The sequence below is a fragment of the Sphingomonas phyllosphaerae genome (genome assembly GCA_036946405.1).
GTDB classification, from domain to species: domain Bacteria; phylum Pseudomonadota; class Alphaproteobacteria; order Sphingomonadales; family Sphingomonadaceae; genus Sphingomonas; species Sphingomonas phyllosphaerae_D.
The window spans coordinates 1772930-1797205 of sequence record JAQIJC010000001.1 but is presented as its reverse complement, the minus strand read 5'-3'; the positions used below and the strand labels follow the sequence as shown (position 1 = coordinate 1797205).

Below are 24276 nucleotides of genomic sequence, written 5' to 3'. Positions count from 1 at the left end.
ATGCGTTTATACCGCCCCGCCGCTCATATAGGCGCTTGGCGCGCCTTGTCTAACCCGGTCGGGAATGCGGAACGCGAAAGAACGGTTCGATCGGGAGCCTGCCCATAACGACCCGTCACCCCGGACCTGTTCCGGGGTCCACCGCACCGCACATCCATCGTCGATGGATCTTGTGGCACCGTGGATGCCGGAACGCGTCCGGCATGACGAAAAAGGAGCGGACGATCGGGTCGCCCGCTCCTCCCCGATTACGCCTGCTTGCGCGCGGCCTGCGCGGTGCGGTGCTTGGCCTTGGCCTTCTCCGCGGCCGGCACGATCTCCGGCACGGTGACCGAGCCACCCGCCTTCTCGACCGCTTCGCGCGCCGACGCCGAGACGCCCGCTACGGTGAAGTTCAGCTTCGCCGAATACTCGCCCTTGGCGAGCAGGCGGACGCCGTCCTTGCCACCCCGCGCGAGGCCGGCGGCCTTCAGCGCGGCGTGGTCGATGTCGGTGCCGGTCAGCTTGCCCGAATCGATCGCCTTCTGGATCGCGCCCAGGTTCACCTCGGCATAATCCTTGGCGAAGATGTTGTTGAAGCCGCGCTTCGGCAGCCGCATGTGGAGCGGCATCTGGCCGCCCTCGAAGCCGGCGATCGACACGCCTTCGCGGCTCTTCTGCCCCTTGACGCCGCGGCCGCCGGTCTTGCCCTTGCCCGAGCCGATGCCGCGACCGACGCGGATCTTGCGGTGACGGGCGCCCTGGTTGTCGCTGAGTTCGTTGAGCTTCATGTTATGCACTCGCTTTCGCTTTTTACGCGCTGAAATAAGGAAGGGGGCCGGTTAGCCCCCTTGCCCGTAGGTTTCAAGTCTTGGCCGGTAACCGTCGCCCCCGCGCAGGCAGGGGCCCATGTCTCTGTCCGTCATCAGGATGGCTCGCCGCTCCGGCGATCTTCCCTTGAGACAGCCATGGATCCCCGCCTGCGCGGGGATGACGATGTCAGTCCACCACCTCGACCATGTGCTGCACCTTGCGGATCATGCCGCGGACCGACTCGGTATCTTCGAGTTCGGACACCTTGTGCATCTTGTTCAGGCCCAGCCCGACGAGGGTCGCGCGCTGGTCCTTGGTGCGCCGGATCGGCGATCCGGTCTGCTTCACCTTGATGGTCGCCATGTCGCCTTACTCCACCACGGCCGCGGCATCCGCCTCGGCGGTCTGCGCATCGGCACCGTGCGCCCGGCCCAGCAGGTCGGCAATCTTCTTGCCGCGACGCTGTGCCACCGACTTCGGCGAGGTCTGGTTGCCCAGCGCCTCGAACGTCGCACGGATCATGTTGTACGGGTTCGACGTACCGACCGACTTGGTCACCACGTCGTGCACGCCCAGGCTCTCGAAGACGGCGCGCATCGGGCCGCCCGCGATGATCCCGGTGCCCTGCGGCGCCGAGCGGACGGTGACGCGGCCGGCACCGAAGTGGCCGTTGCCGTCATGGTGCAGCGTGCGGCCTTCCTTCAGCGGCACGCGCATCATCTTCTTCTTGGCAGCGGCGGTCGCCTTCGAGATCGCCTCCGGCACCTCGCGCGCCTTGCCGTGACCGAAGCCGACGCGGCCCTTGCCGTCGCCCACGACGACCAGCGCCGCGAAGCCGAAGCGCTTGCCGCCCTTCACCGTCTTTGAGACGCGGTTGATGTGGACCAGCTTCTCGATCAGCTCCTCGCCGCCGTCGTCCTGCCCACCGCGACGGTCGTCACGACGCCCGCCACGGCCATCACGGCCACCGCCACGATTGCCACCCGGGCCACCGCGACCGCCACCCGGGCCGCCGCGGCCGCGGCCGCCGCGCGCACCGCGCTCGCCACCGCCCTGGTAACCGCCCGCATTGCCGTCCTGCGGCGCTGCTGCGGCTTCGTTCTCCACAGCCTGCGGCTGCTGGTTGTTCTCGTCAGCCATGTCTTAGAACTCCAGTCCGGCTTCGCGCGCTGCCTCGGCCAGCGCCTTCACGCGGCCGTGAAACAGGAAGCCGCCACGATCGAAGACAACCTGCGTGACGCCGGCGGCCTTGGCCGCTTCGGCGACGCGCTTGCCGACGGCGGACGCCGCCTCGGCCGTGGCGGTCTTGCCGTCATGGTTGGACAGCGTCGACGCCGAGGCCACGGTGCGGCCCTGCGCGTCGTCGATGACCTGCGCATAGATGTGCTTGCCCGAACGATGCACCGACAGGCGCGGACGGGTGCCCGCCCGCGCACGGAGCGCGGTACGGTTGCGGCGACGCCGCTTCTCGAAAAGCGAAAGACCCTTGGTCACTTCTTCTTCCCTTCCTTACGGAAGATATACTCGCCGTCGTACTTGATGCCCTTGCCCTTGTACGGCTCCGGCTTGCGCCAGCGGCGGACTTCGGCGGCGAGCTGACCCACGCGCTGCTTGTCGGCACCGCTGATCTCGACGGTGGTGGCGTCCGGCGTCTTCACCTCGATGCCTTCCGGCACGTCGATGTTGACGTCGTGGCTGTAGCCGAGCTGCAGCTTCAGGGTCTTGCCCTGCGCCGCGGCGCGATAGCCGACGCCGGTGATGAGGAGCTTCTTGGTGAAGCCCTCGGTCACGCCGGTGACCAGGTTCTGCACCATCGTGCGCTGCATGCCCCAGAAGGCACGGGCGCGCTTGGTGTCGTTGGCCGGCTGCACACCGATCGCGTCCGACTGGACGTCATAGGTGATCAGGTCCGACAGCGGCATCGACAGGGTGCCCTTCGGGCCCTTGACCGACAGCTCGTTGCCGTTGCGGGTTGCGGTGACGCCCGAAGGAATCTGGACCGCCTTCTTGCCGATACGGCTCATCAGAACACCTCCGCCAGCACTTCGCCGCCGACGTTCTGCTCGCGCGCTTCCGCATCGGAAAGCACGCCGCGTGGCGTCGAGACGATGGTGATGCCCAGGCCGTTCATCACGCGCGGCAGGTCCTGCGACCCGCTGTAGATGCGGCGGCCGGGCTTGGAGACGCGCGCGACATGCTTGATCGCGGGCTGGCCCTCGAAATACTTCAGCTCGATGCGCACGCCGGCGGCGGGGCCCATCTGCTCTTCGGAATAGCCACGGATATAGCCTTCGCGCTGGAGCACGTCGAGCACGCGGACACGCAGCTTCGACGACGGCGAAAGGACGCTGTCCTTGCGCGCGCGCTGGCCGTTGCGGATACGGGTGAGCAGGTCACCCAGGGGATCGGTCACTGCCATCTTACGTCCTTACCAGCTCGACTTGGTGAGACCCGGGATCAGGCCCTTGTTGGCCAGATCGCGCAGCATCACACGGGCAAGCCCGAACTTGCGGTAGTAGGCACGCGGACGACCGGTCAGCGCGCAGCGGTTGCGGATACGCGTGGGGTTCGCGTTGCGCGGCAGCTCGGCCATCTTCAGCCGCGCGATGAGACGCTCGGTCTCATCCAGCGACTGGTCGTTGGCCTGCGCCTTCAGCTTCGCCAGCTTGGGCGCGTACTGCGCCACCAGCTTCTTGCGACGCTCGTTCTTGTTCACGGAACTCAGTTTCGCCATGGACTTAAGCTCTCTCTATCAGACCAGAAGCGCGGTCATGCCGCCTTCTTCTCGGTCGTTTCTTCCTCGATCGGGAACGGGAAGCCGAACAGACGCAGCAGCTCGCGCGCCTCGTCGTCGGTCTTCGCGCTCGTGGTCACGATCACATCCATGCCGCGCACCTTGTCGACGCGGTCATAGCTGATCTCCGGGAACACGATCTGCTCCTTGATGCCGCAGGCGTAATTGCCGCGGCCGTCGAAGCTCTTCGGGTTCAGCCCGCGAAAGTCGCGGACGCGCGGGAGCGCGATGGTGATGAAGCGGTCGAGGAACTCGTACATGCGCTCGCGACGCAGCGTCACCTTGACGCCGATCGGCATGCCCTCACGCAGCTTGAACTGCGCGATCGACTTCTTCGCCTTGGTGATCACCGGCTTCTGGCCCGCGATCAGCTCCATTTCCGACGCGGCCTGGTCGACGCGCTTCTTGTCCTGCGTCGCTTCGCCCACGCCCATGTTGAGCACGATCTTCTCGATGCGCGGGATCTCCAGCGCATTCTTGTAACCGAACTTCTCGGTCATCGCCGCGACGATGCGATCGTCATAGATCGCCTTCATGCGGGGCTTGTAGGCATCAGCCATCGATCTTCTCCCCGGTCTTGACGGCGACGCGGACCTTCTTGCCGTCCTGCGTCTCGAAACGAACGCGGGTCGGCTTGCCGTCGGCGGTGACGTGCGCCACCTTCGAGATGTGCAGCGGCGCCTCGATCTTCTCGAGACCGCCCTGCGGGTTCGCCTGGCTCGGCTTGCGGTGACGGGTCGCGACGTTGACGCCGCCCACGATCACCTTGCCGTCACGCGGCATCGACGCGGTCACGGTGCCGGTCTTGCCCTTGTCCTTGCCAGACAGGACGATGACCTGATCGCCCTTCTTGATCTTCGCGGCGGCCATTACAGCACCTCCGGCGCGAGCGAGATGATCTTCATGTGCTTCTTGCCGCGCAGTTCACGCACCACCGGGCCGAAGATACGGGTGCCGATCGGCTCCTCGTTCTTGTTGACCAGCACCGCGGCGTTGCCGTCGAAACGGATCACCGAGCCGTCGGCGCGACGGATGTCCTTGGCGGTACGCACGATCACCGCGCGGTGAACGTCGCCCTTCTTCACGCGGCCACGCGGCTGCGCTTCCTTGACGCTGACGACGATGATGTCGCCGACGCTGGCCGTGCGGCGCTTGGACCCGCCAAGCACCTTGATGCACTGCACCCGCTTCGCGCCGCTGTTGTCAGCGACGTCGAGATTGGACTGCATCTGGATCATCGATCCGCTTCCTTCTCGCTCATGGGGTGGATACCGACCCAACCCCGCCTATAAAAAACGACCCCCGGCGGCGGGCTTGGCCCGCGCCAGGGGGAGCAGCCCGGTAGCCGCTCCGCCGATGGAAGGCAAGCCCCCCATCCCACGTCGTCCCCCGCCCGCTCATGTGGTCTCCGCCCGGTCGGACGGACCCTGCACGAAACGGTGCGAGGCACTCGGTCACCGACGCTTACGCGTCGACGTCGACCCGGTCCGGGGCCACGTGCGTGTTCACACGGTCCAGAACCTTCCAGGTCTTCAGCTTCGACATCGGCGCGATCTCTTCGATGCGCACCGTCTCGCCAGCCTTATACTCGTTCGCCTCGTCATGGGCGTGATACTTCTTCGAACGGCGGATGATCTTGCCGTAGAGCGGGTGCTTGACCTTGCGCTCCACGTTCACGACCACCGTCTTCTCGCCCTTGTCGGAGACGATCACTCCGGTCAGCACGCGCTTCGGCATGTGTCGTCCTCTTACTTGGCCGCAGCCGCAGCGTTGCGCTGCGTCTGAAGGGTCTTGATGCGGGCGATGTCCTTGCGGACCTCACGCACGCGGCTCGGCTTCTCGAGCTGGCTGGTCGCCGCCTGGAAGCGCAGGTTGAACTGCTCGCGCTTCAGGTTGCCCAGGCTCTCGGCGAGCTGGTCGTCGCTCTGCCCGTTATAGTCGGTCTTGTTCGCCATCTTACTCGCCTCCCAGGTGCGAGGTGTCGCCGAGGCGCGCCACGACCTTGGTCTTGATCGGCAGCTTCATCGCGGCGCGCTCGAACGCCTCCGCGGCCAGCGGCCCTTCGACACCGTCGAGCTCGAACAGGATCCGGCCCGGCTTGACGCGCGCGGCCCAGAATTCCGGCGAACCCTTACCCGAGCCCATGCGGACTTCGGCGGGCTTGCTCGACACCGGCACGTCCGGGAACACGCGGATCCACAGACGCCCCTGGCGCTTGATGTGACGCGTGATCGCGCGGCGGGCCGCCTCGATCTGACGCGCGGTGATACGGTCCGGCTCCATCGCCTTGAGGCCATAGGAGCCGAAGTTCAGCGACGTACCGCCCTTGGCGTCGCCGTGGATACGGCCCTTGAACGCCTTGCGGAACTTGGTGCGCTTCGGTTGCAGCATGTCCGTTAATCCTTAGCGACGGTCGTCGCGCGCCGGGCGCACGCCGGAGGTCTGGGCCTCCATCATGAGACGATCGGTGGCGAACGGGTCGTGACCGAGGATCTCGCCCTTGAACACCCACACCTTCACGCCGCAGACGCCGTACGCGGTGTGCGCTTCGGCATGGGCGTAATCGATGTTGGCGCGCAGCGTGTGGAGCGGCACGCGGCCTTCACGATAGCTCTCCGAACGCGCGATTTCCGCGCCGCCCAGACGGCCACCGCAATAGACCTTGATGCCGTCGGCGCCGAGCCGCATCGCGGACTGCACCGCGCGCTTCATGGCGCGGCGGAACGCGATACGACGCTCGAGCTGGTCGGCGATGCCCTGCGCGATGAGCTTGGCATCGACTTCCGGCTTACGGATTTCGACGATGTTCAGCGACACGTCCGAGCTGGTCATCGCGCCGAGCGTCTTGCGCAGCTTCTCGATGTCCGAGCCCTTCTTGCCGATGATGACACCGGGGCGGGCCGCGAAGATCGAGATCCGGCACAGCTTGGCCGGACGGTCGATCACCACCTTGGAGATCGCCGCCTGCGGCAGCGTCTTCAGGATGTACTGGCGGATCTTCAGATCCTCCAGCAGCAGCTTCTTGTAATCCGCGCCCTCGGCGAACCAGCGGCTGTCCCAGGTGCGGTTGATCTGCAGGCGCAGACCGATCGGGTTGCTCTTGTGACCCATTAGGCTTCTTCCTGCTCGCGCACGACGATCCGCAGCCGCGAGAACGGCTTCAGGATGCGGGTGGACTTGCCGCGGCCGCGCGTGGCGAACCGCTTCATGGTGATCGACTTGCCGACCGACGCCTCGGCGACGACCAGTGCGTCGACGTCGAGGTTGTGGTTGTTCTCGGCATTGGCGATGGCTGAGGCCAGCACCTTGCGTGCGTCAACCGCCATCGACTTCTTCGAGAAGGCGAGGATGTTCATCGCATCGGCGGCCGAGCGGCCACGGATCAGCGCGGCGACCAGGCCCAGCTTCTGCGCCGAACCACGGATCTGCGTGCCGACCGAGAGGGCTTCCTTCTCGCCGACCTTGCGGGGGGATGCAGGCTTGCTCATCAGCGCTTGCCCTTCTTGTCAGCCGCGTGACCGGGGAAATACCGGGTCGGCGCGAATTCGCCGAGCTTCATGCCGACCATGTCCTCGTTCACCGTCACCGGCACGAACTTGCGGCCGTTATAGACGGTGAAGGTCAGGCCGATGAACTGCGGCAGGATGGTGGAGCGACGCGACCAGGTCTTGATCGGCGCGCGGCCGCCCGAATCCTGCGCGACTTCGGCCTTCTTGAGCAGGCTCAGTTCAACGAACGGGCCCTTCCAGACGGAGCGCGCCATTACTTCTTCCTCGCGTGACGGCTACGGATGATCATCTTGTCCGTCGCCTTGTTGTGGCGCGTGCGCGCACCCTTGGTCGGCTTGCCCCACGGCGTCACCGGATGACGACCGCCCGAGGTCCGGCCTTCACCACCGCCGTGCGGGTGGTCGACCGGGTTCTTCGCCACGCCGCGCGTCAACGGGCGCGAGCCCAGCCAGCGCGAACGACCGGCCTTGCCGAGGTTCTGGTTCTGGTTGTCCGGGTTCGACACCGCACCGACCGTCGCCATGCAGTCGCCATGGATGTAGCGCTGCTCGCCCGAGTTCAGGCGGACGATGACCATGCCGCGGTCGCGACCGACGACCTGCACATAGGTGCCTGCCGAACGCGCGATCTGACCGCCCTTGCCGGGCTTCATCTCGACGTTGTGGACGATCGTGCCGACCGGCATCTGGCCCAGCTCCATCGCGTTGCCCGGCTTCACGTCGGTCTTCTTGCCCGCGACGACCTTGTCGCCGACCGCCAGACGCTGCGGCGCGATGATATACGCCTGCTCGCCGTCCGGATAGGAGATCAGCGCGATGAACGCGGTGCGGTTGGGGTCATATTCCAGCCGCTCGACGGTGCCGTCGACGTCCCACTTCCGACGCTTGAAGTCGATGAAGCGGTAACGCTGCTTGTGGCCGCCCGCGATGCCGCGCGAGGTCACGTGGCCCTTGTTGTTGCGGCCGCCAGTCTTGCGCTTGCCTTCGGTCAGCGCCTTGACGGGCTTGCCCTTCCACAGCGACGACTTGTCGACGAGGATCAGGCCGCGCTGCGCCGGCGAGGTCGGGTTATAATGCTTGAGTGCCATCTTACTTGGCCCCCTCGGTAACGTCGATCGACTGCCCCTCGCGGAGCGTGACGATCGCCTTCTTCATGTCGGACCGCTGGTAGGGCGCACCCTTCCAACGCTTGGTCTTGCCCTTCTGGACGATCGTGTTGACGCTGACGACGCTGACGTCGAACAGCGCTTCCACGGCCGCCTTGATCTCGGGCTTGGTCGCCTTGTTGGCGACCTTGAAGACCACCGCGTTCTGCTCGGAGAGCAGGGTCGCCTTCTCGGTGATGTGCGGCGCGACAATCACGTCATAATGACGGTTGTCGATCGCCTTTGCCGGCTTAGCCATTGAAGCGCGCCTCCAGCTTCTCGACCGCCGCGCGCGTCAGCACCAGCGTGTCAGCCTTGATGATGTCGTAGACGTTGGCGCCCACGGCGGGGAGCAGGTCCACACCCGGAAGGTTGCGACCGGCGCGGAAGCCTTCGCCCGCCTCGCCGTCGATCACCAGCGTGCGCTTGCCCGTGTTGAGCCCCGCGAAATGCCCCTTCAGCTCCTTGGTCTTGGCGACCTCGAAGCCCTCCAGGACGATCAGCGACCCCGCCTTGGCGTGGCTGCTGAGCGCCATCTTCAGACCCAGCGCGCGGATCTTCTTGTTCAGGCCCGGGTTGAAATCGCGGACGCGGGCGCCGTGCGCCTTACCGCCGCCGATGAACACCGGAGCACGACGATCGCCGTGACGGGCGACGCCGCCGCCCTTCTGACGACCGAGCTTCTTGCCCGACCGCGCGACATCCGAACGCTCGCGGGTGCCGCGCGCGGTGGCGCGACGCTTCTCGAGCTGCCAGGTCACGACGCGGTGCAGGATGTCGGCGCGCGGATCGAGGCCGAAGACCTCGTCGTTGAGCTCGACTTCGCCCGTATCGGTGCCGGCGAAGGAAGAAATCTTGACCTTCACTTCTTAGCCCTCCTGGCTCTCGGCAGCTGCCGGAGCAGGGTCTGCGGAAACATTGTTGTTGGCCGCCTTGATCGACGCCGGGAACGGCGCGCTCTCATGACGGGCCTGCTTGACGGCGTCCTTGACGAACAGCCAGCCGCCCTTCGAGCCGGGGACCGAACCCTTCACGAAGATCAGGCCACGCTCGACGTCGGTGCCGACGATCTCGAGGTTCTGCTGCGTACGGTTCTTGTCGCCCATATGGCCGGCCATCTTCTTGTTCTTGAAGACGCGACCCGGATCCTGACGGTTACCCGTCGAACCATGCGAACGATGGCTGACCGACACGCCGTGCGTGGCGCGCAGACCGCCGAAGTTCCAGCGCTTCATGGCGCCGGCGAAGCCCTTGCCCTGCGTGCGACCCTGGATGTCGACCAGCTGGCCGGCGACATAGTGATCGGCCGACAGTTCGGCCCCGACGTCGAGGAGGTTCTCTTCGCTCACGCGGAATTCGTGGACGATCGCCTTCGGCTCGACCTCGGCCTTGCCGAAGTGGCCGCGCTGCGGCTTGGCAACGTTCTTGGCCTTGGCGACACCTGCACCAAGCTGGACGGCGGTGTAGCCGTCCCGGTCATTTTCGCGACGGGCGACGACCTGAAGCGCCTCGATCTGCAGGACGGTGACCGGCACGTGGCGGCCGTCGTCCTGGAACAGGCGGGTCATCCCCATTTTCTTCGCGATCACGCCAGTACGCATGATCCCTTGCTCCTTGACAGAGGCACCCTGAAGCCCATCCCCAGGGTGCTTGCGACCCACGGCTTGCGCCGCGGATCAGTCCGGCCCGGAATAGCGAAGCGTGCCCCCGTCCCGGGCTGGGCGCTCTCCACGACGGGAGAGCAGACGGGAGACGCTGGACCCGGTCACCCGAAAGCGACCGGCGGTATCTCATGGTCGTCAAAGCGTCCGCTCAGGCGGTGCGCTCGTCCGTTTCGTGCGATACGCCACGAAAAGACAAACCCGCGGGACGCGAGGTCAACCGCGGGAGCGGGCCGATTACGCCAGCTTGATCTCGACGTCAACACCGGCCGCCAGATCGAGCTTCATCAGCGCGTCGACGGTCTGCGGGGTCGGCTGTACGATGTCGAGCATCCGCTTGTAGGTGCGGACCTCGAACTGCTCACGCGACTTCTTGTCGATGTGCGGCCCACGGTTGACCGTGAACTTCTCGATACGGGTCGGGAGCGGAATGGGACCACGGATGAGCGCGCCGGTGCGGCGCGCGGTATCGGCGATGTCGCCCGTCGCCTGATCGAGCACGCGATGATCGAACGCCTTCAAGCGGATGCGGATGTTGCTGTCCATAGTCCCTACCAATGCGAAAGAGCGGGATGCCTGCCCTGCCCGACCTGCCGGATCACCCGGCCCGACGAATCGGGGGCACCTCTTGCTGTTCTCGAACGAAAACCGAAGCGGCGGCATTAATGCCGCCCTCATTAAAAGGCAACCGCCCGACGCACCTTTCGGCACGCCGGGCGGCTGCTTTTGCGACGGACCGCTCGGCGCGGTCCGGCGTCCTTACTTGGTGATGCCGCTCACGACACCCGCGCCGACGGTCCGGCCACCCTCACGGATGGTGAAGCGCTGGCCGACGTCCATCGCGATCGGGGCGATCAGCTTGATGCCCAGCGCGACGTTGTCGCCCGGCATGACCATCTCGGTGCCCTCGGGCAGCTCGACGGTGCCGGTCACGTCGGTCGTGCGGAAGTAGAACTGCGGACGATAGTTGGCGAAGAACGGCGTGTGACGGCCACCCTCGTCCTTCGACAGCACGTACACTTCCGACGCGAAGTCGGTGTGCGGCTTGATCGAGCCCGGCTTGCAGAGCACCTGACCACGCTCGACTTCGTCACGAGCGACGCCACGGATCAGCGCGCCGACGTTGTCGCCGGCCTGGCCCTGGTCGAGCAGCTTGCGGAACATTTCCACGCCGGTGACGGTGGTCTTGCGGACGGTCGGGTGGATGCCGACGATCTCGACTTCCTCACCAACCTTGATGATGCCGGTCTCGACACGGCCGGTCACGACCGTACCACGACCCGAGATCGAGAACACGTCTTCGATCGGCATCATGAACGGCTTGTCCAGCGGACGCTCCGGCTGCGGGATGTACTCGTCGACCGCCTTCATCAGCTCCATGACCGCATCCGGCCCGAGCTTCTGGTTCGAACCCGACAGCGCGCAGGTCGCCGAACCCTTGATGATCGGAATGTCGTCGCCCGGGAACTCGTACGAGCTGAGCAGCTCGCGGACTTCCAGTTCGACCAGCTCGAGGATTTCCTCGTCGTCGACCAGATCGACCTTGTTCATGAACACGACCATCGCCGGCACGCCGACCTGGCGCGCAAGCAGGATGTGCTCGCGGGTCTGCGGCATCGGGCCGTCGGTGGCCGAGACGACCAGGATCGCGCCGTCCATCTGCGCCGCGCCGGTGATCATGTTCTTCACATAGTCGGCGTGGCCCGGGCAGTCGACGTGCGCATAGTGGCGGTTCGCCGTCTCGTACTCGACGTGCGCGGTCGAGATCGTGATGCCGCGCTCGCGCTCTTCCGGTGCCTTGTCGATGTTGGCGAAGTCGACCGCGGCGTTGCCCGCGACGTTCTCTGCCAGCACCTTCGTGATCGCTGCGGTCAGCGAGGTCTTGCCATGGTCGACGTGACCGATGGTGCCGATGTTCAGGTGCGGCTTGTTCCGCTCAAACTTAGCCTTAGCCATTGTTTCCCTACCTTCTTGGATTCGTCTTCGCGAACGGAGCCGCGCCAGAACGCGGCCCCATAGCGGCTGTTTAACCGTTGTGCAAACCCTGCCCCGCTCTTGCGAGCCGACGCAGGAATGAATCCTGCGTCGTCGGACGGGATCGGCATGGCCGACCCGTCGGCCGGCCTGCGGCGTCTCGGGAGCAGGTCGCCCTGCTCCCGTGCGCCTTAGGCGAGCTTCGCCTTCACTTCGTCGGCGACGTTCTGCGGCACTTCGTCGTAGTGCGAGAACTGCATCGAGTAGCTGGCGCGGCCCTGCGTGAACGAGCGGAGCGAATTCACGTAGCCGAACATGTTCGCCAGCGGGACCATCGCGGTCACCGCCTGCGCGTTGCCGCGTGTGTCGGTGCCCTGGATCTGGCCACGACGCGAGTTCATGTCGCCGATGACGTCGCCCAGATAATCCTCCGGGGTGACGACCTCGACCTTCATCACCGGCTCGAGCAGCGTGATGCCGGCCTTCTGCGCGCCTTCACGCATTGCACCGCGGGCGGTGATTTCGAACGCCAGCGCCGACGAGTCGACGTCATGGTACGCACCGTCATACAGCGTGATGTCGAAGTCGATGATCGGGAAGCCGACCAGCGAACCGGTCGCCGCGGTCTCGCGGAAGCCCTTCTCGATCGCGGGAATGTACTCGCGCGGGATGTTGCCGCCCTTGATCTCGTCCTTGAAGACGATCCCCGCGCCGCGCTCGCCCGGCGTCAGCTTCACCTTCACGCGACCGAACTGGCCGGTGCCGCCCGACTGCTTCTTGTGGGTGTAGTCGATATCGACGGCCTTCTTGAGGTACTCGCGATACGCCACCTGCGGCGCACCGACGTTCGCCTCGACCTTGAACTCGCGCTTCATGCGATCGACGAGGATCTCGAGGTGAAGCTCGCCCATCCCCTTGATGATCGTCTGGCCCGATTCGTGATCGGTCGACACGCGGAACGAGGGATCCTCGGCGGCCAGGCGGTTGAGCGCGATGCCCATCTTCTCCTGGTCGGCCTTGGTCTTCGGCTCCACCGACAGCTCGATCACCGGCTCCGGGAATTCCATACGCTCCAGAATGATCGGGTGCGCCGGATCGCAGAGCGTGTCGCCGGTCGTCGTCTCCTTGAGACCCGCGATCGCGACGATGTCGCCCGCGCGCGCCTCGTCAATGTCCTCACGCGAGTTCGCGTGCATGAGGAGCATACGGCCGATCTTTTCCTTCTTGTCCTTCACCGAGTTCAGGTAGCCGCCCTTGGTCAGGACGCCCGAATAGATGCGCGCGAAGGTCAGCGAGCCGACGAACGGATCGTTCATGATCTTGAACGCCAGCGCCGAGAACGGCGCGTCATCCGAGGACGGACGCTCGTCCGGCGTCTCGCCGTCGAGCTTGACGCCCTTGATCGCCGGCACGTCGAGCGGGCTCGGCAGATAGTCGACGACCGCGTCGAGCAACGGCTGCACGCCCTTGTTCTTGAACGCCGAACCGCAGACGACCGGCACGAACGACATGTTCAGCGTCCCCTTGCGGAGCAGCTTCTTCAGCGTCGCGGCGTCGGGCTCGTTGCCCTCCAGATACGCCTCCATCGCGTCGTCGTCCTGCTCGACGGCCAGCTCGATCAGGTCGTTGCGATACTTCGCCGCCTTCTCGACCATATCGTCGGGGATCGGCTGATATTCGAACTTCGCGCCCAGCGACTCTTCAAGCCAGATGATCGCGCGGTTCTCGACCAGGTCGACCAGACCCTTGAACCCACCCTCGATGCCGATCGGGAGATACAGCACCGCCGGCTTCGCGCCGAGCCGCTCGATGATCGAATTGACGCAGAAGTAGAAGTCGGCGCCGGTGCGGTCGAGCTTGTTGACGAAGCACATGCGCGGCACGCCGTACTTGTCGGCCTGACGCCACACGGTTTCCGACTGCGGCTCCACGCCCGCAACGCCGTCGAAGCACGCGACCGCGCCGTCGAGCACGCGCAGCGAACGCTCGACTTCGATCGTGAAGTCGACGTGGCCGGGGGTGTCGATGATGTTGATGAGGTGCTCGGGGCCCTTGCCCTCTTCGGCCTTCCACTTGCAGGTGGTGGCAGCCGACGTGATCGTGATCCCGCGCTCCTGCTCCTGCTCCATCCAGTCCATCGTGGCGGTGCCCTCATGGACTTCGCCGATCTTGTAGGACTTGCCGGTGTAGTAAAGAATACGCTCGGTCGTCGTCGTCTTGCCGGCGTCGATGTGCGCCATGATGCCGATATTGCGATAGAGTTCGAGCGGATGGCTGCGGGCCATGATCGGGCTTCCTTGGGCGTGAGTGCGATGAATGACGCCGGGGCGCGTCAGGGGAAGAACAATTTGGCGATCGCCGCCCCCGCGCCCAGCAGGCCGGCGACGGCGATCAAGCCCTGAAAGACGGTGGCGTAGGACACGACGCGCGTGTCGATCGACACCTTCGCGGTATCGGCCGAGGCTTTGGCGGTTTCAGCGACCACCTTGCTCACCTCGGCCAGCGTCTTCTCGGTTTCGGCGCGCAGCTTGTCGATGCGCGCCAGTTGTTCACGCAGGTTGAGCGGATCAATGTCGGGTTGGGTCGCCATGTCCGCTCACACCTGCCTCGTTCGCCGATATAGTAGCTTACCAGCGATAATGCGAGAAGGCGCGGTTCGCTTCCGCCATGCGGTGCGTGTCCTCGCGCTTCTTCACCGCGTTGCCGCGGTTGTTCGAGGCATCGAGCAGCTCGCCCGACAGACGCGCCGACATCGTGTTCTCGCTGCGCGCACGCGCGGCCGTGATCAGCCAGCGGATCGCCAGTGCCTGCGCGCGCTCGGGGCGAACCTCGACGGGGACCTGATAGGTCGCACCGCCGACGCGGCGGCTGCGGACCTCGATGCCCGGCTTGATGTTGTTCAGCGCATCGTGGAACACGCCGATCGGCTCGCGCTTGGCGCGCGTCTCGACGGTGTTCATCGCCGAATAGACGATGCCTTCGGCGACCGACTTCTTGCCGTCGAGCATCACCGAATTCATGAACTTGGACAGAACCTCATCCCCATACACGGGATCAGGCAGGATTTCCCGCTTCTCGGGACGACGACGACGCGCCATGTTGAATACCTTTCAATCAGCTGGTGAGAATACGGGAGCGGCTTACTTCGGCCGCTTCGCACCGTACTTCGACCGCGACTGCTTGCGGTCCTTGACGCCCTGCGTGTCGAGCACGCCGCGCAGCACATGGTAGCGCACACCCGGAAGGTCGCGCACACGGCCGCCGCGGATCAGCACCACCGAGTGCTCCTGCAGGTTGTGGCCTTCACCCGGAATGTAGCTGATGACTTCGCGCTGGTTGGTCAGGCGAACCTTGGCCACCTTGCGCAAAGCCGAGTTCGGCTTCTTCGGGGTCGTGGTATAGACACGGGTGCAGACGCCGCGCTTCTGCGGGTTCTGCTCCATCGCAGGGACCTTGCTCTTGGCCTTCTGCGGGTCGCGGCCCTTGCGGACCAGCTGGTTGATCGTCGGCATTGAAGCCTTCACCTTTCCGATAGGTTACTTTGCTGGAGCCCTAAAACAAGACTTGGAATACGAAAAGGGACCGCGGCGCCGCCGCTTGGGCGGCGACCGGATGGCCCTTGATGCATCCAGCAATGTTCAAGCTGCCCGGCGGAGTCGCCTCCTCCCGGACCGGCGCGCTATACGCACGCTCACCCCATCGGTCAATCGCCACCTCGGGGAGCAAGCGGCTTGCCGTTCCGTGCCTAGCGGTTAAGGGCACGCCCTTCACCTGAATCATCAGGATACGGCATGATCGACGCTCTGGCCCGGGCGCGCACGTTGCGCGACCGCGACCGTTACCTCCTGCTCGCCGCCGCCGCGCTGCTCTATCTGTTGAGCGTACCGTTCGTCAGCGGCGACATGCGCGTGCATCTGATCGGGTGGACAAGATATCTGGTCGAACACGGGCGCTTCGCCGCGCTGGCGGACAATTTTTCCGAATATACGCCGCCCTATCTGTACCTGCTGGCGCTCACCTCGAATGCCGAGGCGGCGCTGGGGCCGGTCGGAGTCGTCAAGCTGCTGTCGATCCTCGCCACCGTCTTCATGGCGGTGGCGATGCGCATGATGCTGCGGACGTGCGTGCCGGCGCGCGCAGCGACCAGCGGCGCGTCGCTGGTGCTGCTGCTTCCGACCGTGATCGGCAACGGCCCGATCTGGGGCCAGTCGGACGCGTTGCACGGCGGGTGCGTGCTGCTCGCGGTCGCTGCGTTCATGCGCGGGCGGGCCGTGGCGGGGATGGCCGCGGTCGGGCTGGCGATCGCCTTCAAGCTGCAAGGCGTGTTCATCGCTCCGCTGGTCCTGACGATGCTATGGTCGCGACGCGCGCCGCTATGGACGATCGCGATCCCGCCGCTGGTGTATGTCGCGGCGATGGTGCCGGCGTGGCTGGCCGGACGCCCTGCCCTCGATCTCGCCACGATCTATCTGGCGCAGGGACATTACTTCCGCGATCTCGCGCGATCGGTGCCGAACGTTTGGCAGATCCTGCGCGCGCTGGTCACGATCCCCTATGAGGCCGGCGTGATCGTCGGATTGCTCGCCGCCGCCGGCGCGGTCGTCTGGACGGCATGGCACGCGCGGCGGCATCTGGAGACGCCGGTCGATCTGCTGCTGGTCGCGCTGACCGGGGCGGTGCTGCTGCCGTACCTGCTGCCGAAGATGCACAACCGATACTTCTTCACCGCCGACCTGCTGGCGTTCGCCTACGCCTTCGTGTGTCCGACGCAGCGGACCGTGCGGATCGCGGTGCTGGTGCAACTCGGCTCGCTGCTGTCCTATCTCACCTTCCTCATCCACCTGACCGGGGGCGCACTGGTCGGCGCGTTTGCGATGAGCGCCGCGCTGGTGCTGGTGCTGCGCGAGTTCCGCGCGCGCTTCACTTCAGCGGGTCGTGCCCCCAGTTCATGAGCGAGTAGCGCCAGTCGGACTCCTTCTTGTCTTTCGCCGGGCCACCCTGCGCAAGATGCCGGTGAACATAGCCGACCACCTTCTTCATGTGCGCATAATCGTCGTCGGTCAGATCGGCCTTCTTCTTGCGTTTGATGGCGACGATCCGCCGCCCCGATTCGTGCCCGACGCTCTCGCCCGAGCCCTTGCCATCGCCCTTCCAGCCGACCCGCTTGCTGTCATCGGTGTCGAGGAACTTCTCCAGCTCGGCGGGCGCCATGTTGACCGCTTCGGCGAAGTCCTTCGAAATCGTGTCGTGATCGTCGGCCATCTGCTTCTCCTCAGCGGGAAAAGCGCTGACAGGCGGAACGGTTCAATCGCGCAGTCGGGCGGTGAGAAAGTCGATCAGCGCGTCGACGCGCGCCGGGCGCAACGCGCTGGGCGGGGTCAGCAGGTGCAGCCCGATCGGCGCGGGTGCCCATTCGGGCAGGATCTCCACCACCCGCCCTGCCGCCAACGCGTCGGCGACGATGAAACGCGGCAGACGAGCGATCCCGAGCCCGGCCTCGAGCGCGGGCACCAATGCCTCGCCACTGTTCGCCGCCAGCGGCCCGGCAGCGCGCACCGACACCTCTGCGCCCTCGGGCCCGCGGAAACGCCACGGGCCGGTGATGTTGGTATAACCGAGCAGCCGGTGCTCTCCGAGCTGCGCCGCATGAGTGGGCATGCCATGCTCGGCAAGATAGGACGGCGCAGCGATCAGATGCGCAGCGATCGAGCACAAGCGCCGGGCGCGCAGCGAACTGTCGGGCAGATCCGCGATCCGCAACGCCACGTCGAACCCTTCCGCGACGATATCGACCCGCGCATCGGAGAGTTGCAGCTCGATCTCGATCTGCGGATGTTCGCGCAGGAAGTCGGCGATCAGCGGGGCGACGTTCTTGACTCCGAAGGTCATCGGCGCGGCCAGCCGCACCCGCCCGCTCGGCACGCTCGCGCCGATCCGCGCCGCTTCCTCGGCGGCCTGCGCCTCGGCGACGATCCGCGCGGCATGGTCGGCGAGTGGCGCGCCGGCCTCGGTCAGCGCCAGTCGCCGCGAGGTGCGATGGAACAGCGACACCCCCAAATGCGCTTCCAGCCGCGACACCGCCTTGGACACCGTCGCCTTGCTCAACCCGATCGCATCTGCCGCGCCGCTGAACGACCGGTGCTCGGCCACAGCGGCGAAGATCGCCCAGGCCTCAAAATCGGGGAGCCTCATGTCGCGCGACTTACCCGGCGAAACGATCCGTTTCAATCGTTTCTGTTTTGGAGAAGGTCGCGGCTCCCTAGCTTGGTGGCAACAAAACGGAGGTTCATCATGACCGATACCGCCACCCTGACCCGCCCCGCCGGCATCGAGCGCCGCGGCTTCGAAACGCTCGGGCACGCCAATCACGGCTGGCTCGACGCGCGCCATCATTTCTCGTTCGCCAATTACCATGACCCGGCGCGGATGAGCTGGGGCGCGATCCGCGTCTGGAACGACGACACGATCGCTCCCAACAGCGGCTTCCCGCCGCATCCGCATCGCGACATGGAGATCATCACCTATGTCCGCAAAGGCGCGATCACGCACCAGGACTCGCTCGGCAACACCGGCCGCACCGAGGCTGGCGACGTGCAGGTGATGAGCGCCGGTTCGGGCGTACGGCACGCCGAGTACAATCTCGAAAGCGAGCCGACGACGCTGTTCCAGATCTGGATCGAGCCGACCCGCAGCGGCGGCGCACCGAGCTGGGGCGCCAAGCCGTTCCCGAAAGGCGACCGGAGCGGCAAGTTCGTGACGCTCGCCAGCGGGTTCGAGGCCGACGTGACCGGGCCGGGCGCGGCGCTGCCGATCCGCGCCGAGGCGCGCGTGCTGGCGGCGACGCTGGCGGCGGGCGAGACGCTGACCCACGAGGTCGGTGCGGGGCGTCACGCCTATCTGGTCCCCGCGACCGGCGCGATCGAGATCGACGGCCAGCGCTTCACCGCGCGTGACGGCGTCGCGATCACCGGCGGCCGCACCATCACCATCACCGCGATCGACGAGGCCGAACTGGTGCTCGTCGATGCCAACTGACGTTACTGAAAGGAGCTGACGATCATGACCAAGGTGCTCGTGCTTTATTATTCGTCCTACGGCCATATCGAGAAGATGGCCGACGCCATCGCCGAGGGCGCGCGCAGCGGCGGCGCGGAGGTCGACATCCGCCGCGTCGCCGAAACCGCGCCCGCCGAGATCGTCAAGGCGGCCGGCTTCAAGACCGACACCGCGCATCCCGAGATCGAAGGGCCGGATGCGCTGGCCAATTATGATGCGATCGTCGTCGGCGCGCCGACCCGCTACGGCCGGATGCCGAGCCAGATGGCGGCGTTCTGGGACACGACCGGCGGGCTGTGGATGAAGGGCGCGCTGGTCGGCAAGGTCGGCGGCGCGTTCACCTCGACCGCCAGCCAGCACGGCGGTCAGGAAACGACCTTGTTCTCGATCCTCACCAACCTGCTCCACCACGGGATGACGATCGTCGGGCTCGATTACGGCTTTCAGGGCCAGATGGGTGTGGACGAGGTCAAAGGCGGCACGCCCTACGGCGCGAGCACGCTGGCCGATGGCGACGGCAGCCGTCAGCCCTCGGCGGTCGAGCTGGACGGCGCACGCTATCAAGGCAAGCGCATCGCCGAGACGGCCGCGAAGCTGAAGGCGTAATCCTTATTGTCGTCCCGGGCTCGACCCGGGGCGACGCTTTATCAAGCGCGATCTATCATAACTAAAACGTCACCCCGGCGAAGGCCGGGGCCCAGTTGGGGGACGCTGATGATGAAGACCGCGCGTCACCATTTCCGCCTTCCCAACTGGGCCCCGGCCTTCGCCGGGGTGACGACAAGAGTGAGGTCAATCCATCCCTGGGGCGACAGCTACCGCCTCTTCACCCGCGCCACCTTGCACTTGGCCTTGCGGCACTCAGGCGGCGCGATCGCACCCATATATACCGGTGGCGGCGCGACCTGCGCGATCACGACAGGATCGCGCGGCACGGCAGGATCGGCCGGGTAACGCACCCGCGCCTCCGCGAACAACGCCCGTGCCCGCGCCGCCCCCGGGGTCGTCGCGCTCGCCCCCACCCAGCGCCAGTGCCACGGCTCCCATTTCACACGCTGGCGATTGCCTGCCGAAAACGACATCTCGAACCCGTAGCGCGGCGCGTTCTTCACCAGCCAGCGAAAGGCCGGAGTCGCCGCGACGCACGCCTCGGCATCCGGGCAGTCGTTGCGGCGCGGGCGAAACGCGAAATCCAGCGCAAACCCGGTCGCGTGTTCGCTGTGCCCCGGCGGCGCGACCGACAGCGCACGCTGCGCCGCATCGGTCTGCCCCTCGCGGCAGAACACCGCTTCCTGATAGGTGATCGACCGGTGGCACGACAGAGCGAGCACCTGCCCGCCCGCCGCCGGATCGCGCGCCGCCGCCTCGATCAGCCGTTGCAAATCGGGCAGCACTTCACGCCGCAGCACGCAGGGATTGACCGACAGTGCCGACGGCACGGCGACCAGCGTGTCGGGCGCCGCGTCACCATAGGGCAGATGTCCCAGCACGCGCCCATCGGCGGACGTCGGCACGCGCCGCCCGTCGCACAATTGCGCGTGAACGGGTGTAGCGGCGAGCGCGGCCAGTGCAGCGAGGATCGTCGGAAGTCGCACCGCGCCCTCTGGCCATGCCGCGCGGCAACTGGCAAGAGCCGCGCCATGTTGGGTCAGCATGTTCTCTTCCTCGATGGCGAGGCGTTGGTGATCGACAAGCCCGCCGGGCTGCCGGTCGATCCGCCGCGTGCCGGTGGCCTCAGCCTCGAAAATCATCTGTCGTCGCTCACCTTCGGGTTCCGGCGCTGGCCGGTCGCGGTGCACCGCCTCGATCGTGACACGAGCGGCTGCCTGCTGCTGTCGCGCAACCCCAAGGCGCACGCGCGGTTCCAGCAGGCGTTCGAGCGCGGCGAGGTCAGCAAACGCTATGTTGCGATCCTCGACGGCGTGCCCGCGGGCGAGGCCGGCACGATCGACCTGCCGCTCGGCAAAATATCGACCGCCGAGGAAGGCTGGCGGATGACGCGCGATCCACGCGGCAAGGCGGCGCGCACCGATTGGCGGCTGCTCGCGACCCGCGACGGCCGCGCTTTGGTCGAGTTCCGCCCCGCCACCGGACGGACGCATCAGATCCGCGTCCATGCGCGCGAGGGTCTTGGCGTGCCGGTCACCGGGGATCCAGTCTATGGCACGGCGCATGACGGCGGGATGATGCTTCATGCGATCGCGCTGTCGCTGCCGCGCCCGGGCAAGGCCGACGTGGCGGCGGAGGCACCGTGGCCGGCGCGGTTTATTGCGGCGGGATTCGAGCAGGTCCAGTTTGATCAAAGCCGGTAAGACAAAATCATCGTCGCGTCTGATGGCGGCCTTTCGGCCCGTCAGTAACATCGCCGCATGAGTGTGTATCTTCGCCTGCGCCGCTTCGTCGATCGCGACCTGAGCCGCCAATCACCGTACGGGAGGTCGGCAAGGAGCTCGATCTTCGCCGTTATGGTTCCGCTCGCGCCCGTCGCGCTACTCGACAAACCGTATAATGCCGCGGAACTGGTGACTGCCGCTCTTTCGGCAAGCGTCGCGGTGGCGTGGATTACGTTCTTGCTCTGGCGGGCTTCCCGACTGCTGCGGGCCGCCGGAGCGCGTGGCGATCGGGAGTTCGATCGCCATTCGAAACACATGCTGGGCCCCGAATATCGATCGACCGAGAGCTACACCGCTGCGCGATTGAGACGCCGGCGCGGGAACAGCCGCTAGCCGCCGGATCGGTGACGGACCCGATTCAATCGTACGCCGGCTTTTTGCGACCCGACTTGACCGCCGAGCGCCCCTTCTTCGCATCGACCCGCCGCACCTGTGACGCACGCGTCGGCTTGGTGGCGCGGCGCTTCGCCTGCACCACCGTCGCCTCGCGCACCAGCGCCAGCAATCGTTCGCGCACCTCGGCGCGGTTCATATGCTGCGATCGCGAGCCTTCGCTGCGCAACGTCAGCACGCCATCGCGCGTCATACGCGACCCCGCCAGCTCCGCCAGCCGCAGCTTCACCCGTTCCGGCAGATCGGATCGCGCCACGTCGTACCGCAACATCACCGCCGAATCGGTGGTGTTGACATGCTGCCCCCCGGCCCCGCCCGAGCGGGTAAAGCTCTCCTCGATCAGATCGGTGTCGATGCTGATCGAACGGGTGACGGGAACGCGGGCCATGCGGGCTCCATAATGCCGAAGGCCCGGCCGCACCATCGGTGCGACCGGGCCTGGCGTTCCTCCGTGCCGTGGATCAGGCAGCGGGGATATCGACCAGCCGCGGGTGCGCGACCCAGTCGAAGTTCGGATCACCGCGCATCTGCTTGCCGTTGCCCAGATCGCCGCCGTTGCAGCTCAGCAGCTTGTTGATGCAGTTATCCATCCACATCTTCATCACATCGTCGTCCCAGGCGCCCATCCAGTCGGCGTGGAAGGTCGAGCCGGGGCGCTTGACCGCCATGCCGGGCATGCTGTCCGACGAAAGCGACCAAGTGGATTGACCTTCCGACCATTCACCCGACCGATCGAGGTCTTCGTCGACCTCGTACCACGCGCCCAGCGTGAAGGCCGGGATGATGTACGGCAGGTTCGCCGGGCACTTCAGCTCGCCCATGTTGTTCCAGTCCGCATAGCCGACGTGGCTGCGGTGATCGGCGCTGTTCAGATTCTTGCCATCCCAGCAATTCGGCCCGTTGACGACCGCGCCGATCCGGTTGCCGACCGGGCAGTTCTTCGCCGCGGTGACGATGTCGGGATAGTGGCCGGACGTCGCTGTCGGCCCATCACAGCTGAAGTAGAAATGCTCGGCGACGCCCGTGCTCATGTTATAGCCGAAGATGTAGCGCATCCCACGCGGCAGCGCGACGCACGCCTTGCCCATCTTCTGGCAATCCGGGCTGCTTTCCGGATAACGCTTGTAATAGATCACGACATAATCGGGACGCACGACCTTGCCCTTGCCGTTCAGCATCGCCGGGATCCAGTAAGCCGAACGGTTCAGGATATTGTTGCAGGTGCTGTCGCCCTTGGTGCGCAGGCTGCCATAGGTCGAATAGGCGTTCGCGGCGGTGTTGCCGAAGAACTGGTGCAGATGGCTCTTGCCCGGCTGACCCGGGAAGACGATCGGATCGTCGCGCCGCACCTGACCCGCACCACACATGAAGCGGAAGGCGCCGACGGTGTCCGGCCGACCGGTAACGGCGATCTCGCCGCTGCCCCACGACGGGACGATATACTTGTCGACATCGAAATTCGAAGCAATTCGATCAAGCTGACCCTGCCCCGGCAGCAATCCCTTCGAGATTGCACCCGGCACGGGCTCGATCTTCTTGGCGGTTCCGTTGGCGGTGATCGTGGCTGGCAACACGCCACTGAGTTTCGTGGTGACCGGTGCGGCAATAACCGTCACTTTGCTTGCGATCGTCTTGATCGTGCTCGACGGGACGATGGCGGCGTAAGCAGTGGAGGCGGCCAGGATCATGGCGCCCGAAATGACGATCTTTTTCATCACAGTCCCTGGCGTTGTTGGCGCTCGTGGAACCTTTGGCTCCCTCCGAACGCTGTTGTTCGACCGGCACGGCCGGTGCCGCGCTGTAGAGACATGATTAGCGACAAAACCCTAACATAATCTAACACTTCTGGTTTATTTTTGTTAAGGAAGTGAATACTTAGGGGACCGCTACAAGGATGCTGGTTACTTCCTGTTTACTTCATTTACCAGCTTCCTAATTTCGTTTCGTCCCGCAGCGCACTCCCTCTGGCGCAGCACCCGCTCAGCCCCTACCTCGACACGAATGTACAATTTCCAGATCGAAGCCGAATCGAAGCCGGCGCTGTATCGCGAGCTGCTGGGGGCGCTCGACGCGCTGACCGCGGGCGAGCGCGACGGAATCGCGAACATGGCCAATGCCGCGGCGCTGATCGCGCAATATCTGCCCGACCTGAACTGGTCGGGCTTCTATCGGCTTGTCGCGGATGAGCTGGTGCTCGGGCCGTTTCAGGGCAAGGCGGCCTGCATCCGCATCCCGCTCGGCAAGGGCGTTTGCGGCACCGCGGCGGCGGAGCGGCGCACGCAGCTGGTCGCCGACGTCCATGCGTTTCCCGGGCATATCGCCTGCGATGCGGCGAGCCGATCGGAACTGGTGGTGCCGATCGTCCGCGACGGCGTGCTGCTCGGCGTGCTCGACCTCGACAGCCCTTCACCCGCACGCTTCGATGAAGAGGATGCGCGCGGGTGCGAGCAATTGATGGCGTTGCTGGCCGTGCGGCTATAGTTCTCTCGTCATTGCGAGCGTAGCGAAGCAATCCAGGGCGTCCTGATCCGGCCCTGGATTGCTTCGCTACGCTCGCAAT

37 protein-coding genes are annotated in these 24276 nt (G+C 65.8%); 6 read left to right on the top strand and 31 right to left on the bottom strand.

The window, feature by feature from the left end:
- Positions 1-248 precede the first annotated feature (248 nt).
- From rplO to rpsL, 26 genes are all read right to left on the bottom strand, one after another.
- A complete protein-coding gene (gene rplO / locus PGN12_08640; protein MEH3103961.1) occupies positions 249-770 on the bottom strand; it encodes a 50S ribosomal protein L15 in 522 nt (173 codons plus the stop codon).
- A 208-nt stretch (positions 771-978) separates the two neighbouring features.
- On the bottom strand, positions 979-1155 hold the full coding sequence (gene rpmD / locus PGN12_08635; GenBank protein MEH3103960.1) for a 50S ribosomal protein L30: 177 nt from the start codon (positions 1153-1155) through the stop codon (positions 979-981).
- 6 nt (positions 1156-1161) lie between these two features.
- On the bottom strand, positions 1162-1932 hold the full coding sequence (gene rpsE / locus PGN12_08630) for a 30S ribosomal protein S5 (protein MEH3103959.1): 771 nt from the start codon (positions 1930-1932) through the stop codon (positions 1162-1164).
- Positions 1933-1935: 3 nt separating this feature from the next.
- Positions 1936-2286: a 50S ribosomal protein L18 gene (gene rplR / locus PGN12_08625; GenBank protein ID MEH3103958.1), complete on the bottom strand. Its 351-nt coding sequence runs from the start codon at positions 2284-2286 to the stop codon at positions 1936-1938.
- Entirely contained in the window at positions 2283-2816 is a 534-nt protein-coding gene (gene rplF / locus PGN12_08620) for a 50S ribosomal protein L6 (protein ID MEH3103957.1), read from the bottom strand. Before rplF ends, rplR begins: the two co-directional genes overlap by 4 nt.
- Positions 2816-3211, bottom strand: a complete 396-nt coding sequence (rpsH, locus tag PGN12_08615) for a 30S ribosomal protein S8 (GenBank protein ID MEH3103956.1) — start codon at positions 3209-3211, stop codon at positions 2816-2818. The genes rplF and rpsH overlap by 1 nt, the downstream gene beginning before the upstream one ends.
- 9 nt (positions 3212-3220) lie before the next feature.
- The gene (gene rpsN, locus PGN12_08610; GenBank protein MEH3103955.1) at positions 3221-3526 is read right to left on the bottom strand and encodes a 30S ribosomal protein S14; all 306 of its coding nucleotides are present in this window, start codon (positions 3524-3526) and stop codon (positions 3221-3223) included.
- 35 nt (positions 3527-3561) lie between these two features.
- On the bottom strand, positions 3562-4146 hold the full coding sequence (gene rplE / locus PGN12_08605; protein MEH3103954.1) for a 50S ribosomal protein L5: 585 nt from the start codon (positions 4144-4146) through the stop codon (positions 3562-3564).
- A complete protein-coding gene (gene rplX, locus PGN12_08600) occupies positions 4139-4456 on the bottom strand; it encodes a 50S ribosomal protein L24 (protein ID MEH3103953.1) in 318 nt (105 codons plus the stop codon). The genes rplE and rplX overlap by 8 nt, the downstream gene beginning before the upstream one ends.
- Positions 4456-4824, bottom strand: coding sequence for a 50S ribosomal protein L14 (rplN, locus tag PGN12_08595; protein MEH3103952.1), 369 nt, complete (start codon positions 4822-4824; stop codon positions 4456-4458). The genes rplX and rplN overlap by 1 nt, the downstream gene beginning before the upstream one ends.
- Before the next feature lie 226 nt (positions 4825-5050).
- Positions 5051-5323: a 30S ribosomal protein S17 gene (rpsQ, locus tag PGN12_08590; GenBank protein MEH3103951.1), complete on the bottom strand. Its 273-nt coding sequence runs from the start codon at positions 5321-5323 to the stop codon at positions 5051-5053.
- A gap of 11 nt (positions 5324-5334) precedes the next feature.
- Positions 5335-5541 carry a 50S ribosomal protein L29 gene (gene rpmC / locus PGN12_08585; GenBank protein MEH3103950.1) on the bottom strand — a complete coding sequence of 69 codons (207 nt, stop codon included), beginning with the start codon at positions 5539-5541 and terminating at the stop codon, positions 5335-5337.
- A gap of 1 nt (position 5542) precedes the next feature.
- Positions 5543-5977 carry a 50S ribosomal protein L16 gene (gene rplP / locus PGN12_08580; protein ID MEH3103949.1) on the bottom strand — a complete coding sequence of 145 codons (435 nt, stop codon included), beginning with the start codon at positions 5975-5977 and terminating at the stop codon, positions 5543-5545.
- Positions 5978-5989: 12 nt separating this feature from the next.
- Positions 5990-6697 carry a 30S ribosomal protein S3 gene (rpsC, locus tag PGN12_08575; protein MEH3103948.1) on the bottom strand — a complete coding sequence of 236 codons (708 nt, stop codon included), beginning with the start codon at positions 6695-6697 and terminating at the stop codon, positions 5990-5992.
- Positions 6697-7074 carry a 50S ribosomal protein L22 gene (gene rplV / locus PGN12_08570; GenBank protein ID MEH3103947.1) on the bottom strand — a complete coding sequence of 126 codons (378 nt, stop codon included), beginning with the start codon at positions 7072-7074 and terminating at the stop codon, positions 6697-6699. Before rplV ends, rpsC begins: the two co-directional genes overlap by 1 nt.
- Positions 7074-7349 carry a 30S ribosomal protein S19 gene (gene rpsS / locus PGN12_08565; protein ID MEH3103946.1) on the bottom strand — a complete coding sequence of 92 codons (276 nt, stop codon included), beginning with the start codon at positions 7347-7349 and terminating at the stop codon, positions 7074-7076. Before rpsS ends, rplV begins: the two co-directional genes overlap by 1 nt.
- The gene (rplB, locus tag PGN12_08560; protein MEH3103945.1) at positions 7349-8182 is read right to left on the bottom strand and encodes a 50S ribosomal protein L2; all 834 of its coding nucleotides are present in this window, start codon (positions 8180-8182) and stop codon (positions 7349-7351) included. Before rplB ends, rpsS begins: the two co-directional genes overlap by 1 nt.
- A gap of 1 nt (position 8183) precedes the next feature.
- The gene (locus PGN12_08555; GenBank protein ID MEH3103944.1) at positions 8184-8498 is read right to left on the bottom strand and encodes a 50S ribosomal protein L23; all 315 of its coding nucleotides are present in this window, start codon (positions 8496-8498) and stop codon (positions 8184-8186) included.
- Positions 8491-9105 (bottom strand): 50S ribosomal protein L4, encoded by a 615-nt coding sequence (rplD, locus tag PGN12_08550; protein MEH3103943.1) that lies wholly within the window; start codon positions 9103-9105, stop codon positions 8491-8493. Before rplD ends, PGN12_08555 begins: the two co-directional genes overlap by 8 nt.
- Positions 9106-9108: 3 nt before the next feature.
- Positions 9109-9840 (bottom strand): 50S ribosomal protein L3, encoded by a 732-nt coding sequence (rplC, locus tag PGN12_08545; protein MEH3103942.1) that lies wholly within the window; start codon positions 9838-9840, stop codon positions 9109-9111.
- Between the two features lie 297 nt (positions 9841-10137).
- A complete protein-coding gene (rpsJ, locus tag PGN12_08540; GenBank protein MEH3103941.1) occupies positions 10138-10446 on the bottom strand; it encodes a 30S ribosomal protein S10 in 309 nt (102 codons plus the stop codon).
- A 213-nt stretch (positions 10447-10659) separates the two neighbouring features.
- Entirely contained in the window at positions 10660-11856 is a 1197-nt protein-coding gene (gene tuf, locus PGN12_08535) for an elongation factor Tu (GenBank protein MEH3103940.1), read from the bottom strand.
- A gap of 209 nt (positions 11857-12065) precedes the next feature.
- Positions 12066-14159: an elongation factor G gene (gene fusA / locus PGN12_08530; GenBank protein MEH3103939.1), complete on the bottom strand. Its 2094-nt coding sequence runs from the start codon at positions 14157-14159 to the stop codon at positions 12066-12068.
- A 47-nt stretch (positions 14160-14206) separates the two neighbouring features.
- Positions 14207-14464: a hypothetical protein gene (locus tag PGN12_08525; GenBank protein ID MEH3103938.1), complete on the bottom strand. Its 258-nt coding sequence runs from the start codon at positions 14462-14464 to the stop codon at positions 14207-14209.
- Positions 14465-14501: 37 nt separating this feature from the next.
- A complete protein-coding gene (gene rpsG, locus PGN12_08520; protein MEH3103937.1) occupies positions 14502-14972 on the bottom strand; it encodes a 30S ribosomal protein S7 in 471 nt (156 codons plus the stop codon).
- Between the two features lie 42 nt (positions 14973-15014).
- A complete protein-coding gene (gene rpsL, locus PGN12_08515; GenBank protein ID MEH3103936.1) occupies positions 15015-15386 on the bottom strand; it encodes a 30S ribosomal protein S12 in 372 nt (123 codons plus the stop codon).
- Positions 15387-15665: 279 nt separating this feature from the next.
- Here rpsL and PGN12_08510 point away from each other — a divergent pair, with 279 nt between their 5' ends.
- Complete coding sequence (locus PGN12_08510; protein MEH3103935.1) at positions 15666-16826, top strand: hypothetical protein; 1161 nt, start codon at positions 15666-15668, stop codon at positions 16824-16826.
- Here PGN12_08510 and PGN12_08505 read toward each other — a convergent pair.
- Complete coding sequence (locus tag PGN12_08505; GenBank protein MEH3103934.1) at positions 16795-17136, bottom strand: DUF3140 domain-containing protein; 342 nt, start codon at positions 17134-17136, stop codon at positions 16795-16797. The two genes, PGN12_08510 and PGN12_08505, sit on opposite strands and share 32 nt — an antisense overlap.
- Before the next feature lie 42 nt (positions 17137-17178).
- The gene (locus PGN12_08500; protein MEH3103933.1) at positions 17179-18066 is read right to left on the bottom strand and encodes a LysR family transcriptional regulator; all 888 of its coding nucleotides are present in this window, start codon (positions 18064-18066) and stop codon (positions 17179-17181) included.
- Positions 18067-18165: 99 nt separating this feature from the next.
- Here PGN12_08500 and PGN12_08495 point away from each other — a divergent pair, with 99 nt between their 5' ends.
- Together PGN12_08495 and wrbA are read left to right on the top strand one after the other, a co-directional pair.
- Positions 18166-18909 (top strand): pirin family protein, encoded by a 744-nt coding sequence (locus tag PGN12_08495; protein MEH3103932.1) that lies wholly within the window; start codon positions 18166-18168, stop codon positions 18907-18909.
- A gap of 24 nt (positions 18910-18933) precedes the next feature.
- Complete coding sequence (gene wrbA / locus PGN12_08490; protein ID MEH3103931.1) at positions 18934-19536, top strand: NAD(P)H:quinone oxidoreductase; 603 nt, start codon at positions 18934-18936, stop codon at positions 19534-19536.
- A 209-nt stretch (positions 19537-19745) separates the two neighbouring features.
- On the opposite strand, the gene PGN12_08485 is transcribed toward wrbA, so the two are convergent.
- The gene (locus PGN12_08485; protein ID MEH3103930.1) at positions 19746-20585 is read right to left on the bottom strand and encodes a M15 family metallopeptidase; all 840 of its coding nucleotides are present in this window, start codon (positions 20583-20585) and stop codon (positions 19746-19748) included.
- On the opposite strand from PGN12_08485, the gene PGN12_08480 reads away from it, so the two are divergent.
- Positions 20571-21242, top strand: coding sequence for an RNA pseudouridine synthase (locus tag PGN12_08480; protein MEH3103929.1), 672 nt, complete (start codon positions 20571-20573; stop codon positions 21240-21242). The genes PGN12_08485 and PGN12_08480 overlap by 15 nt on opposite strands.
- Positions 21243-21299: 57 nt before the next feature.
- Positions 21300-21656, top strand: a complete 357-nt coding sequence (locus PGN12_08475; protein ID MEH3103928.1) for a hypothetical protein — start codon at positions 21300-21302, stop codon at positions 21654-21656.
- 25 nt (positions 21657-21681) lie between these two features.
- Here PGN12_08475 and arfB read toward each other — a convergent pair whose 3' ends face one another.
- Together arfB and PGN12_08465 are read right to left on the bottom strand one after the other, a co-directional pair.
- On the bottom strand, positions 21682-22104 hold the full coding sequence (gene arfB / locus PGN12_08470) for an alternative ribosome rescue aminoacyl-tRNA hydrolase ArfB (GenBank protein ID MEH3103927.1): 423 nt from the start codon (positions 22102-22104) through the stop codon (positions 21682-21684).
- A 73-nt stretch (positions 22105-22177) separates the two neighbouring features.
- The gene (locus tag PGN12_08465; protein ID MEH3103926.1) at positions 22178-23431 is read right to left on the bottom strand and encodes a DUF1996 domain-containing protein; all 1254 of its coding nucleotides are present in this window, start codon (positions 23429-23431) and stop codon (positions 22178-22180) included.
- 286 nt (positions 23432-23717) lie between these two features.
- Between PGN12_08465 and PGN12_08460 the strand changes: the two genes are divergently transcribed.
- Positions 23718-24197 (top strand): GAF domain-containing protein, encoded by a 480-nt coding sequence (locus PGN12_08460; protein MEH3103925.1) that lies wholly within the window; start codon positions 23718-23720, stop codon positions 24195-24197.
- Positions 24198-24276 lie beyond the last annotated feature (79 nt).